Annotated in this window: 8 protein-coding genes; 3 read left to right on the top strand and 5 right to left on the bottom strand. The window is 53.9% G+C overall.

Annotated features, from left to right (window positions below; all coding sequences use genetic code 11):
- Positions 1–3: 3 nt before the first annotated feature.
- The 3 genes from JYB63_RS09445 to JYB63_RS09435 all read right to left on the bottom strand — a co-directional run bounded on the left by JYB63_RS09445 (position 4) and on the right by JYB63_RS09435 (position 3,523).
- Positions 4–762, bottom strand: coding sequence for an enoyl-CoA hydratase/isomerase family protein (locus JYB63_RS09445; protein ID WP_205657609.1), 759 nt, complete (start codon positions 760–762; stop codon positions 4–6).
- A gap of 13 nt (positions 763–775) precedes the next feature.
- Positions 776–2,095, bottom strand: coding sequence for a phenylacetate--CoA ligase family protein (locus tag JYB63_RS09440; RefSeq protein WP_205657608.1), 1,320 nt, complete (start codon positions 2,093–2,095; stop codon positions 776–778).
- Between the two features lie 93 nt (positions 2,096–2,188).
- Positions 2,189–3,523: an aminotransferase-like domain-containing protein gene (locus JYB63_RS09435; RefSeq protein WP_205657607.1), complete on the bottom strand. Its 1,335-nt coding sequence runs from the start codon at positions 3,521–3,523 to the stop codon at positions 2,189–2,191.
- Positions 3,524–3,615: 92 nt separating this feature from the next.
- Between JYB63_RS09435 and JYB63_RS09430 the strand changes: the two genes are divergently transcribed.
- Complete coding sequence (locus JYB63_RS09430) at positions 3,616–4,830, top strand: MFS transporter (protein ID WP_205657606.1); 1,215 nt, start codon at positions 3,616–3,618, stop codon at positions 4,828–4,830.
- A gap of 21 nt (positions 4,831–4,851) precedes the next feature.
- Complete coding sequence (locus JYB63_RS09425; RefSeq protein ID WP_205657605.1) at positions 4,852–6,021, top strand: trans-sulfuration enzyme family protein; 1,170 nt, start codon at positions 4,852–4,854, stop codon at positions 6,019–6,021.
- A gap of 48 nt (positions 6,022–6,069) precedes the next feature.
- Here the strand turns inward: JYB63_RS09425 and JYB63_RS09420 are convergent, their stop codons facing one another.
- The gene (locus JYB63_RS09420; RefSeq protein ID WP_205657604.1) at positions 6,070–7,110 is read right to left on the bottom strand and encodes a DUF2157 domain-containing protein; all 1,041 of its coding nucleotides are present in this window, start codon (positions 7,108–7,110) and stop codon (positions 6,070–6,072) included.
- A 188-nt stretch (positions 7,111–7,298) separates the two neighbouring features.
- Between JYB63_RS09420 and JYB63_RS09415 the strand changes: the two genes are divergently transcribed.
- Positions 7,299–9,482: an esterase-like activity of phytase family protein gene (locus JYB63_RS09415; protein ID WP_205657603.1), complete on the top strand. Its 2,184-nt coding sequence runs from the start codon at positions 7,299–7,301 to the stop codon at positions 9,480–9,482.
- A gap of 79 nt (positions 9,483–9,561) precedes the next feature.
- On the opposite strand, the gene glnE is transcribed toward JYB63_RS09415, so the two are convergent.
- Positions 9,562–12,498, bottom strand: coding sequence for a bifunctional [glutamate--ammonia ligase]-adenylyl-L-tyrosine phosphorylase/[glutamate--ammonia-ligase] adenylyltransferase (glnE, locus tag JYB63_RS09410; RefSeq protein WP_205657602.1), 2,937 nt, complete (start codon positions 12,496–12,498; stop codon positions 9,562–9,564).
- Positions 12,499–12,555: the final 57 nt, after the last annotated feature.

Below are 12,555 nucleotides of genomic sequence, written 5' to 3'. Positions count from 1 at the left end.
GTATTACTTCTTTTTGCGGGATTCAACAAAATCCGCCAGTGCCTGACGGGTTTCGGCAGACTGGAAGCATTCCAGATCAAACCGGGCTTCCAGCGCGAGGGTATCTTCAAAACTGGCTTCACTGGCGCCATAGAATGCCGCTTTTGTGCGGGCCATGCCTCCCCGGGACCAACTGGCTACTTTGGCCGCAAAAGCATGGGTGTCTGCCAGAAAATCTTCATCAGCCGTCACCCGGGTCACCAGACCGATACGCTCTGCCTCTGCTGCACTGACCGGTTCAGCATCCAGCGCCATATGCAGGCTGCGGCCAAAGCCGATGATTCGCTGTAACAGGAAGGTAAGACCACCGGTAGGGCTGAACCCCAGTGGTGCATCCGGCAAGCCAAGCTTTGCAGAAGCTGCAGCAACCCGCACATCACACATACAGGCGACTTCCAGACCACCACCCAGTGTCAGGCCGTTCAGAGCGGCTATGACCGGTTTATCCAATGCGCGCAATTCCTGAGTCAGGCGCTGATAATAATTGGCAGTCACATGGAACTGCTCATCCGTACTGCCGTGCATTTCCTTGATATCACCGCCAACACTGAAAGCCCGACCCGTGCCAGAGATCACCAGCACGTGGACACCGGCATCGTTGCGGACCTTATCCACTACCTCCAGCAACCCCGTCAGGTGTTCATCGTTCAGGGCATTCAGCGCTTCAGGCCGGTTCAGTGTTGCCCAGGCCACCTTGTCCTGAACTTTGTATTCAATCGTCATGATGCTCTCCTGTTCAGTAATTACGGATAACCCGTTTGGTTTTATGCTCCGACGCAATTTCACCGGCTTTGACAAATTCAATGTTGGCGCTGAACCCTAACTGCTTATAGAGCTGCAGAGCCACATCTTCTGTCAGCTGCGGTAACGCTGCGGCAGGCTGGCCAGAGGCCACTTCTACTTTCAGTATTGGCAGGTAATCAATCGGCGGGGCTTTATCCAGCACCATCTGGAACTCACCGGTCAGGCGGGGCTGCATTGCCAGCAGGGTCTTCTGAATGGCCATCGGGAAAATGTTCACCCCCTTAATGACCACCATATCGTCGGTACGGCCACGGGTATGGAACCGGAAACCGGTACGGCCACAGGGGCACGGATCGGTATAAACCTCGACATAGTCATGGGTACGCATACGGACCAGCGGACTGGCTTCACGGTTGATATTGGTGAACACTAACTCACCGATCTGCCCATGTTCCATGGGAATCACTTCTTCAGTGTCCGGGTTGATCAGCTCGGCAATAACCTCGCCCGCACCGCTGAAATGCAGCCCGGTATTATGCTCACATTCAGCACTCTGTACGCCCAGCTCCGCCATCCCGTAAAGGTCATGGGCTTCCATCCCCCAGAGGTTCTCAATCCGCTCCCGGTAACCCGGTACCTGCATGCCGGCTTCACCGGAAAAGAAACCTTTTTTAACATTCAGATCCCGCAGGTTGATGCCCATTTCCTCAGCAACCGATGCAAGACGTATCGCGTAAGACGGCGTTGAATAAAGCGCTTTTTCAACTTTCATATCCGCTTTCATATCCAGCAGCCGGCGGGAGTTACCCACCCCATAAGGCAACACAGTCGCCCCCAGGGTTTCAAAAGCCATATGGTCCGTAACACCGCCGGCATAGATGCTGTAGTTAAAGCAGTTCACGACAAAGTCTGAGGGCCGGCAACCCATTGCCCACAGTGCCCGGGCGCCCATTTCGTTGTATCCGCGGACATCATTCTGCGTCCAAGCAAGACGCATTGGCTGGCCACTGGTACCGCCGGTACCCACGATCCGGATAATGTCTTCCATAGAGGCGCACTGGTTCGGCCCTATCAGCTCGCCTTCACGCTGGGTTTGCGCCAGCTCGGTTTTCTCCGTGAATGGCAACTTAGCCAGATCTTCCTGACACTGAATATCCGCAGGTTTGAGGCCCACGCTGTCAAATTTTTTCCGGTAATAAGGACTGGTGGCATAAACATATGCCATCTGTTTCTGCAGCGCAGCCGACTCAAGCTTACGCAGCTGCCCAGCGGGCAGCGTTTCCAGAGTTTCATTCCAGTAAGGGCGGGACATGGCGGTCTCCTTATTATTTTTCTGCAAAGTACCACCGTGAGTCGTACCCGCAGATCAATAAAAGCGACGGCCTGTTATAAAATTACGCCAGCGTCAGACAGCCTGTTTTTGTACAAAGCCGGCCAGTAAGTTCAGCCCCTGCTCATAGGTTTCGTCATCCACACCGTTAACACTGAGCCGGCAGTGGCTCAGAGGATCATCCAAAGGATTCACCGCAAAATGCCTGGCTTCGGCAACATCAACCCCGACGGCCTTCAGCCCCCGGATATCCAGCACACCGCTGGCTATCCAGTGATGCGGTGAGGTCAGCGGTAACTGCAGCCCCAACCGTTTATTCAGCAACGCATTGCGCCGTTTCATTTCCGCCAGACAATGCTGAATTGCTTTATCGATCAGGCCATGCTCAATGGCGGTAATGATATGGCTGGCAGCACTGGCAGACACCAGCCAGGCGGTTTCAACAATATTCTCCCGTAACTTATGCAATACCGGATTGGCGGAAGCGATAAACGAGGCCCGGTGTCCGCCACTCAGGCACTTACTGAAACCGGACACCAGCAGGCTGTGTTCCGGAATGTAACCACTGACCGGTGCCGGCGTGTCGAACATGCCATAGATATCTTCTTCCACCAGTAACAGATCCAGCCGGCGAACCTCATCCGCCAGCGCCCGGCGACGGGCTTCAGACTGGGAAAAGCCTAACGGTGAATGATGGGAAGGAATCGTCACCAGCATGCGGGCACCGGTTTGCTTTGCGGCAGAAGCCAAACCTTCCGGGGTGATTCCCTGCTCATCTCCTTTGCAGGTGAACAAGCGCAGGCCCCGCTGCTTGGCGGCAGTGATAATACCAGGGGCGGTAAACTCATCCACCAGAATGGCATCACCGGCATTCAGCAACCGGGTAAAGATCATCTGCAGTCCATACTGACAGCTGGGCAGGGCGAGAATCTGATTTTCATTAAACGAAACCTGCCGGCAGGTATCCAGCCACTGGCTTACTGCACGCTGGAAACGTAACACCAGATCGTTGCTGATATATTCGTAATACTGCGGAGTATTGGCCAGGGTATTGGCCGCCTCAATCTGCTTGTTGAGCTTCAGGATAACCTCGTCACAACGCAACTTATTGATCGACAGATTGATCTTCAGAGCATCACTGACGCCGATGGCCTGCGCAAACATTGCCGCATTACTGTTACCCAGCACATAGGTGCCACGGCCAATCTGCCCACCAACAAGGCCTTTCTGTGCCGCCCGCTGATAAGCACGGGACACGGTCGTGGGATTCACCCCCAGTTTATATGCGAGGATGCGCTGGGGCGGCAGACGGTCCCCCACTTTCAGTTCATGCCGGGTAATGGCCTCTTCGATGGCGAATACCAGTTCGTTCACGCCCATCCGGGCGCCGGTGTTATCGGGATACCACATATTGTATGTCATGCAATAAAAAAATTGTGTCATGCAATATAGCATGCCAGAATTTCTTAACACCACAGGACAATCAATACACGGAGCACATTATGTCACCGCGACAGATCAAAACATGGCTGTACTTCCTGACTCAGGGCATCGCGCTAACCTGTGGAGTAATTTCTGTCTCCGTGTCACCGATCGTCGGTAAAGCACTGGCGCCAAGCAGCGAGTTATCCACCCTGCCCTACGGCATTCAGTTTGCCACCGTTATCGCCTGTTCCTATGTGCTGGCCATGCTGATGCAGCGTTTCGGCCGTCTGAAGATATTTCTGGTTGGCAGCCTGACCCTGTTTCTGGCAGGCATTGCCGGTTATATCTCGATTCTGCAGCAATCATTCAGCATTAACCTGCTGGCACACATTCTCTTTGGGGTCAGCCTGAGCACTTTCGCCTTCTTCCGCTTTGCCGCTACCGAAGGGCTGGATGATTCGATGAAATCCCGGGCATTATCGCTGGTTACCCTCGGGGGTATTCTGGCGGCATTTATCGGCCCGGCCATTGCCAGTAACAGCCGCAGCTTTATTGTGGATCAGGAGTTCGCCGCCAGTTACCTGTGTTTTTCAGCACTGGGCATTTTTATGGCCCTGCTGCTGGCTGCTATCGCACGGCTGTCCCGTCATGAAAAACATGTTCAGCCGGAAGTGTCGGAACAAGGCACTGAATCAGTAGCACAGCCACCAGAAAAACAGCCTGTGCCTGTTTTGCCGTTACTGGTTGCTATCTACGCCTCAGGTTTCGGCTACATGATCATGGCGATGCTGATGATGCAGTCTTCCCTTAAGCTCAACGCCCTGCAACTGCCTTTCAGCGATATCATGCAGGTCATACAGTGGCACGTTATCGCCATGTTCCTGCCTTCGCTCTTTATGGGCCGGATCATCGCCCGTACCAGTGAAAGTACGGTTATTTTCGGCGGCTATGTGGTGATGCTGGCCTCCATGCTGACTGCCATCTACCAGCCAACCTATAACGGTGTGCTGGCAGCACTGATCGGCATTGGCCTGGGCTGGAATATGCTGTACGTCGGCGGCAGCAGCCTGGTGGCTCGTCTGCCCGGAGATGCCCACCGCATGCAGGGTATTAACGAATCTGCTGTGGCATTTCTCAATGCCAGCGGCGCATTTTCTGCCGGCGCACTGTTTGTCTGGATCGGCTGGGAAAATTCCAACTGGCTGGCCATATCATTACTGACACCCGGCCTGATTTTACTGGTAAGCTGGAAACTGAAACGCCGCCGGGAACATGCTGTCGCCATCGGCTGATTTACTGACTCAGGAAGCATTATGTCTGACACCCAACATCCACAATTTGCTACTCAGGTTATCCATGCCGGAGAACAGAAAGATCCCGCCTACAACGCCATCATGCCACCGGTGGTAACCGCCAGTTCTTTTATTAAAGAGAACATCGGCGCCCAGCAGGAATTCGGTTACAGCCGTGGGGAAAACCCAACCCGGCACGCTTTAGAAACCTGCCTGGCTGAACTGGAAGGTGGTGCCGGCGCCATCGCCTGTGCTTCTGGTATGGCAGCGACAGCATCCGTTATGGAGCTGCTGCCCCGTGATGCCCACGTCATCGTCACTGCCAGCGTCTACGGTGGTACCTTCCGCCTGCTGGAAGAATGCCGCGGTAAAACCTCCGGTTTCACCACCAGCTATGTAGACCTGAATGACCTGGCAGCGGTTGAAGCGGCTATTCAGGACGACACCGCCCTGATCTGGATAGAAAGCCCCACCAACCCCCTGCTGAAACTGGTGGATTTGCAAGCACTGGCGGATCTGGCCAAAAAACACCAGATCCTTACCTGTGTGGATAACACCTTCTCATCCCCCTGGAACCAGCAACCGATCAAGTTCGGTATTGATCTGGTGATGCACTCCACCAGCAAATATGTTGGCGGCCATTCGGATCTGATCGGCGGCGCCGTGGTTGCTGCTGATGCTGAATTACATCAACGGCTGCAATACATCGCTATGGCTGTCGGTGCCATTCAGGGACCTTTTGACAGTTACCTGGCCCTGCGTGGTTTGAAAACACTGGACCTGCGCATGACCCGCCAGAGCAGCAACGCGCTGACCATTGCAGAACATCTGCAACAGCACCCGGCCATTGAAGACGTCATTTACCCCGGGCTGCCCAGCCACCCGCAGCATGTGCTGTGCAAACAGCAAATGAAAACCGGCGGCGCAGTGGTAACGGTTCGCCTTAAAGGTGGCCTCGAAGAAGCTAAAGCGGTTATCGGCCGGTTAAAATACTTCGTACTGGCGGACTCACTGGGCGGCGTGGAAAGCATGATCAATCATGCCTTCACAATGTCACACGGCGGTATGCCGGTTGAAGAAAAGTACGCGATTGGTATTACCGAAGGCCTGCTGCGATTATCAGTCGGCGCAGAAGCGGTGGATGATCTGATCGCCGAACTGGATTATGCCCTGGAAGCGATTTCAGGCTGATCAACAAAAAAGCCCGTTAACTAAACGGGCTTTTTACTTTTCAGATGCTTAACCGTGACGGGCTTCCAATAACTCCCTGAGCGGCGCCGGCAGACAGCTTCTCACCGCGGTGGTAATTCTCTTCTCATTCTTTTGCCAGAGGATCCCCAGATAAATAATCCCCAGACCAATAAAGGTCAGTGCAATCGGGAACAGCCAGCTGTCTTCAAACACTTCGTTCGCCAAATGTCCCAGGTAGATACAGCAACCAATGGCACCAAATACCACGAATACTTTGCGCATCAGCACCGCCCCCAGGCCAATCATCAGTATATTGATGCAAAAGTAGAGAAACTTATTCAGTTCACTGTCGGAATGCTGTGATGTTAATCCACCCCAGAAAGCGATGACCCCGAATAAATACAGCCAGAAGGCATAATCCAGACTGCGGCGGGCGCGGATATCCACCCACAGGGCAAAAACGGTGATTCCCAATCCGAACCAGCAGGTGAACAGTCGTCTTTCCCGCCAGCTAAATCCACTTTCCAGTACCAGTTCAGCCAGATCCATCGACATATACCAGAGCGTTACCGCCAGCGGCATCATCAGAAACGGAAAACGGTAACGGAATAACAGCACGGCCGCCGCCAGCAGGGTTGCCAGCTCCATATATATCCACAACAGTTTGATATGCCGGTGATACTCCCGGTATACCGAATCATCCGGCCACCAACCCATGCCCTGCTGAAAGCCGTATACCGCCAGCGGTGTCAGGGTAAGCACGAAAGCGGCACAAATGCCGGCGGGGATCAGGTAGCCGGTATCACGGAAACGGTTAGTCAGTAACAGCCCTGCCAGCGCATATACCGCACACAGGGCAACAATGCCCCAGCCGCCAAATGCTTCCCAGCCCAGATTCATGAACAGGCTCATGGCACCAATGGCAATCAGGCCACCGAGATAATAAAGCACATGGGTAAAATCAAACTTCGGCTGTTGCCCGTGCGCAGTATCCCACTCCCGCAGGTGATCCAGCAGGGGAACCAGCTGCTCTTCCCGTAGCAAGCCTTTTCTGACGGCATCTTTTAAGCCTGATGCTGAAACCGGCATAATTTTTCCTCCTGAATCCGATACATCAACAGTGTGACACAAAAAGGTTTCCGGCTACTGAATATTCTGACGTTTATTCCACCTCGTTCATGGAACACTGATAAAAAAACAGCAATATTTCCGTCATCAGTCTGTCACCGGAAACAACTAGTTTTGTATTAAACCTCACTCAACTATGGATTCAGGATATGTCTTCCACCTCCGGCAAGTTATTACATAAAAGCTGTCTGGCCGCGCTCATTGGTACCCTGGCCTGCTCAGTGCAAGCCAGCAGTTTCAACCGGATTGCTTCTTTTGAAACCACAGCAAACCTGCCAGCAGACAAAGCCTGGAGTACCGAAACATCCGCTGAAATCATTGATGTCAGTAAAGACGGCAACACCCTCATCTATTCAGACAGCCCACTGGGTGGGCTGGGCCTGATAGACATTACTGATCCAGCCAAACCGCAGCCGGCCGGTTTTATCGCTCTGGAGGGTGAACCAACGTCAGTCGCCACCAGCGGTGAATACGTACTGGCAGCGGTTAATACCTCGGAAAGTTATACACAGCCTTCCGGTCACCTGGCAGTCATCTCTCTGGCAAACCAGTCAGTCACTGCCCGCTGTGACCTGGGTGGCCAGCCTGACTCAATTGCGGTATCCAAAGATGGTAAATATCTGGCAGTTGCCATCGAAAACGAACGGGATGAAGATCTGAACGGTGGCGCGCTGCCTCAGTTTCCCGCCGGATATGTAACCGTTATCCCACTTGCAATGAACCAGCCAGCCTGTGAACAGGCCCGTAAGGTTGAGCTGACCGGTCTGGCTGAAATCGGAACTGATGATCCGGAGCCAGAGTTCGTCGATTTCAACAGCCGCAATGAGATCGTGGTGGGCCTGCAGGAGAATAACCACCTGGCCATCATTGATGCCGCGAAAGGTAAAGTGCTTAACCATTTCTCCGCCGGCGCGGTGGACCTGAAAAACGTCGATCTGGATGAAGAACGTGCCCTGACCTTCGACGCTGAACAACTACAGCGAAAACGCGAACCCGATGCCATCAAATGGCTGGACGACGATCGCTTTGTGACTGCCAACGAAGGGGATTTTGAAGGCGGCTCCCGTGGCTTTACCATTTTCTCCAAATCCGGTGACGTACTGTTTGAATCCGGTCTTGATCTGGAATACCGCATTGCCCGGGCCGGTCACTATCCGGAAAAACGCTCTGGCAATAAAGGTGTAGAACCTGAAGGTCTGCTGGTTGCGGAGTTCTCCGGTGAAACATACATTTTCGTACTGTCTGAGCGCAGCTCAATGGTTGGCGTATACAAAGACACCGGCGCTGCCCCGGAATTCGTGCAACTACTGCCATCCGGCGTCTCCCCTGAATCTGCCGTCGCGATCAGCGACCGTGGTCTGCTGGCAACCGCCAACGAGAAAGACCTGCTGGAAGACAAAGGCCCACGGGCGCAGGTGATGGTGTATCAGATCGGCGAACAGGCAATCCAGTATCCGCAAATTGAATCAGTAATGATCAATGGCCGGCCGATTGGTTGGGGCGCGCTTTCAGGTCTGAGTGCCGATCCGGAAACGCCGGATACCCTTTATGCCGTCAATGACAGCTTTTACCGCAGCCAGCCAAGCATCTTTGAAATAGATGCCAGCCAGACGCCTGCAAAAATCACCCGGCGTATTCCGGTTACCCGTGACGGAAAAGCAGCCCAGAAGCTGGATCTTGAAGGCATCACACCGGACGGCAAAGGCGGTTTCTGGCTGGCCTCAGAAGGCAAAACCTCAAAACTGGTGCCACACGCCCTGTATAACGTAAATGCTGAAGGCGAGATTAAACAGGAAATTCCCTTCCCGGCAGAATTACTGGCAGTAGAAAAGCGTTTCGGAGCAGAAGGGATTACCCGCATCGGCGATACCCTGTGGGTAGCGATTCAGCGTCCATGGAAGGACGATCCGGCCAATATCGTTAAGCTGCTGGCGTATAACATTGCGGATAAAACCTGGGGAGCAGTACGTTATCCACTGGATAAACCGGCAGACAAAGGCTGGGTAGGCCTTTCAGAAATTACCGCCCACCGTGATGCTGTTTATATCATCGAACGTGATAACCAGCTGGGCAGCAAAGCAGCCATCAAGCGCCTGTATAAAGTCAGCATGGATCAGTTGCAGCCGGTGACTCTGGACCAGCCACTACCACTGGTGAGCAAGCAACTGGCCCATGACTTCCTGCCAGACCTACAGGCCCTCAATGGCATTACGGTAGATAAAATTGAAGGCTTTACCATTGATGCGGCGGGCAAAGGATTTGCGGTTACCGATAACGACGGTGTCGATGACAGCACCGGCGAAACCTATTTCTTCGGGCTGGGTAAAATGTAAGCAATAACGGAAGCCTACAATAAACGGCGGCCTTAAGAGCCGCCGTTTGCGTCACTGACTCAGCTTTACTGGCCCAGCTTTAGTCCTGAGCCTCTTTATTCAGCACATCCTGACTGGCCTGACTCAGGACCTGCTGTTCCCAAAGCCCGGTGACCGCTTCACGGTAATCTTCCAAATCATGATCACTGACCGTGTTGGACTTATCCTGCAAGGTCTGGCGGTGACCCAGCGCCCGGAAGGCTTTATAGGCTTCACGCAGGGTTTCTGCTTCCGCCGGTGCAATCACGCCACTGACTTCCATGGCATCAAGGATGCGGATGTTATCGGTGAACTCCATCAAGTTGGGATAGGTTGCCGAATAAGCCAGTGCAGAAAACTGCACCAGAAACTCGATATCCACAATGCCGCCACGGTCCTGCTTGAGGTTGAACGCCTGCTCCGCCTCTTTTTCTGAGGAGCCCAGATGCGTACGCATTTTTTCCCGCATTTTCACCACTTCATCCGCCAGCTCACGGGCATCACGGGATTTGCCGATAATCTGCTCACGGACCGCTTCAAAACGTTTTGCCAGTTCCTCAGAACCGGCAATGACCCGGGCGCGAACCAGCGCCTGATGTTCCCAGGTCCAGGCTTCTTTTTCCTGATACTCCTCAAACGCCCGTAGAGAGCTGACCAAAAGACCGGAATTACCGCTGGGGCGCAGGCGCATATCCACTTCATACAGCTGCCCGCCCGCCGTAAAGGTATTCAGGATGTGGATAATCCGCTGCCCCAAACGGGTAAAGAATACCGAGTTGGCAATAGACTTATCCCCGGGGGTAAACAGGTTCAGTTCAGCATCATGTACAAACACCAGATCCAGATCGGAACCGTAGGACAGCTCTATACCGCCCATTTTGCCGTAACCCACGACAATAAAATCGGGATCACAGGGCACCCCTGCGGTTTTGAAAGGCACACCGTGTTTTTCGGTCATCAGACGCCAGGCCATGTCCAGCACCACTTCCAGAATGGCTTCCGCCAGCCAGGTCAGATAATCACTGACCTTCATCAGCGGCAAGGCACCGGTTATATCTGCTGCAGCCACCCGCAGCGCATGGGCACTCTTGAAATACCGCAGGGCCTCCATCAGTTGTTCGGTGTCTTCTTCGGGAATTCTCAGCAACTGCTGGCGCAGCTCCGCCCGCAGCTCATCTTTGGTAGGAGGGTTATACAGGGATCGCTGGTCAATAAGCTCATCCAGCAGTACCGGCTGCTTGGTCAGGGTTTCCGCAAACCAGGCACTGGCGGAGCATAGTCGCACCAGTTGCTTCAGCGCGCCGGGGTTTTCCGCCAGCAACACCAGATAGGCAGAACGACGCAACACGGCTTTGATCAGCTGCAATACCCGTCCGAGGGTTTCCGCAGAGTTTTCCACCAGGGCAACATCGTGCATCAGCCGGGGCAGTACTGCACATAAACGCTCCCGGGCAATGGCCTGCATCATCTGCACGCCTCTGCTGGACTTCAGGTCATTAAAATACTTACAGGCTACTTCCGGCTCATCAAAGCCGTGCTCAGCAAAGACATGCAGCCCGCCGTCCTCTTCATCTTCCGCCTGCCAGAGCAGCAGCCATTCTTTATCCTGCTGGTGATCTTCTCCGTCATCTTCTTCCGCCGGGGTTATCACATGGCCGAAATGCTCTGTGACACGGTCCCGGTGCTGATCCAGTTGCTGCAGAAAATCGTCCCAGCCGGAACAGCCCATGCTCCAGGCCAGCCGCTGCTGCCCGAGATCATCCTGCGGCAGTTCCTGGGTCTGTTTATCCGCCACCGCCTGAATACAGTGCTCGGCGTTACGCAGGAAGGTATAAGCTTCGGTCAGTTCGGTCACCGCCGGTTGAGGCATTCCCACGGATTCCGGCAATAACGGCAGAATATTCAGCAGCTCCCGCTGCTGTAACCGCGGATCACGGCCACCACGGATAAGCTGAAATGCCTGGGCAATGAACTCTACTTCCCGGATACCGCCAGCGCCAAGCTTCACATTACCACTCAGGCCTTTACGCCGTACTTCCCGGTTAATCATTTCTTTCATGCTGCGCAGGGATTCGAAGGCACTGAAATCAATGTACTTGCGGTACACAAACGGCCGCAGGATATCCTGCAGTTCTGCACCTTTAACTTTATCACCACCAACCACACGGGCTTTGATCATGGCGTACCGTTCCCAGTCCCGCCCCTGATCCTGATAGTACTCTTCCATTGCCATGAAACTGCAGACCAATGGGCCGCTGGCCCCGTAAGGGCGCAGACGCATATCAGTACGAAACACAAATCCGTCGGCGGTAATATTGTCCAGCGCCTGAATCAGTTTTTGCCCCAGGCGGCTAAAGAAATCCTGGTTGGCCAGACAGCGGCGGCCATCACGGGTTTCGCCTTTATCCGGGTAGGCAAAAATCAGATCGATATCAGACGACAGGTTCAGTTCATGGGCCCCCAGCTTGCCCATCCCCAGGACAATCAGTTGCTGCGGCTCAGCCGGATGGCCTTCGGTGGCATAGCTGTAAGGGGTACCCCAGCGGCTGCAACATTCAGCATGTAACCACTGCAGCGCCAGATCAATACAGGTATCGGCTAGATCCGATAAGTCTCCGGTAGTTTCCCGCATATCGGCCGTGCGGGTCAGATCCCGCCAGATAATCCGTACCATCTGGCGCTGACGAAACTTTCTTAATACCCGGTGTAACTGTTCTTCATTTTCCACAGACTCCAGCTGAGCACTCAGCTGCTGCTGATAATCAGCCAGCTGAAACTGGCGGTACAGGTCGCCGCTTTCGAGCAATTCAGCAAACACTGCCGGCTGACGGCTAAACTGATCCACCGCATAGTCGCTGCCCACCACTACCGTTACCAGATCAGCTATCTGAGCAGCGTCAAGTTGTTCCAGCTCACAGCGCTCTTCAAGTTGAAGCCAGCGTTTTTGAACAAATTCCTGAAGGGCAGTAGGTAAAGCGTCTGTCTGTGGTATAGCCATGTTCCGTCACTCTTATCGTACTTTTCGGATAACCATTGCCGGTTACGCAAAAGTTTT

The organism is Aliamphritea spongicola, assembly GCF_017051665.1.
Taxonomy (GTDB): Bacteria; Pseudomonadota; Gammaproteobacteria; order Pseudomonadales; family Balneatricaceae; genus Amphritea; species Amphritea spongicola.
The sequence above is the reverse complement of the archived record's forward strand: the minus strand, read 5'-3'. Positions and strand labels throughout refer to the sequence as shown.

Excerpts from the sequence above, each read along its gene's own strand:
- JYB63_RS09445 (WP_205657609.1), bottom strand. The coding sequence starts at position 762 with ATGACGATTGAATACAAAGTTCAGGACAAGGTGGCCTGGGCAACACTG.
- JYB63_RS09440 (WP_205657608.1), bottom strand. The coding sequence starts at position 2,095 with ATGTCCCGCCCTTACTGGAATGAAACTCTGGAAACGCTGCCCGCTGGG.
- JYB63_RS09435 (WP_205657607.1), bottom strand. The coding sequence starts at position 3,523 with ATGTGGTATCCCGATAACACCGGCGCCCGGATGGGCGTGAACGAACTG.
- JYB63_RS09430 (WP_205657606.1), top strand. The coding sequence starts at position 3,616 with ATGTCACCGCGACAGATCAAAACATGGCTGTACTTCCTGACTCAGGGC.
- JYB63_RS09425 (WP_205657605.1), top strand. The coding sequence starts at position 4,852 with ATGTCTGACACCCAACATCCACAATTTGCTACTCAGGTTATCCATGCC.
- JYB63_RS09420 (WP_205657604.1), bottom strand. The coding sequence starts at position 7,110 with ATGCCGGTTTCAGCATCAGGCTTAAAAGATGCCGTCAGAAAAGGCTTG.
- JYB63_RS09415 (WP_205657603.1), top strand. The coding sequence starts at position 7,299 with ATGTCTTCCACCTCCGGCAAGTTATTACATAAAAGCTGTCTGGCCGCG.
- glnE (WP_205657602.1), bottom strand. The coding sequence starts at position 12,498 with ATGGCTATACCACAGACAGACGCTTTACCTACTGCCCTTCAGGAATTT.